Here is a 213-nt window from a genome sequence, read left to right as displayed (position 1 = left end):
GGCAGCGGCTACAGGGATCGCGGTGTCGGGGTAGCCGCTGCCGAGCCCGCGAGGCTGCGATCGGCAACGCAGTTGCCGCAAAACCTGCCTTCGCGATCTGCCTGAATAAAGGCGTTCGCCGGTTTGCGACGGCTGCGCCGTCGATCGCAGCCTGCGGCAGCGGCTACAGGGATCGCGGTGTCGGGGTAGCCGCTGCCGAGCCCGCGAGGCTGC

1 protein-coding gene is annotated in these 213 nt (G+C 70.0%); it reads right to left on the bottom strand.

From position 1 onward, the window contains the following. Nucleotides 1-8: 8 nt before the first annotated feature. Nucleotides 9-213 (bottom strand): hypothetical protein (locus PVZ78_RS02665; protein ID WP_273828188.1); only part of this gene is annotated, 205 nt, incomplete at its 5' end.

The sequence above is a fragment of the Pseudomonas sp. SBT1-2 genome (assembly GCF_028640875.1).
Lineage (GTDB): Bacteria > Pseudomonadota > Gammaproteobacteria > Pseudomonadales > Pseudomonadaceae > Aquipseudomonas > Aquipseudomonas chlororaphis_I.
Note: the sequence above shows the minus strand (reverse complement) of the source record. Positions and strands in the feature narration are given on the sequence as shown.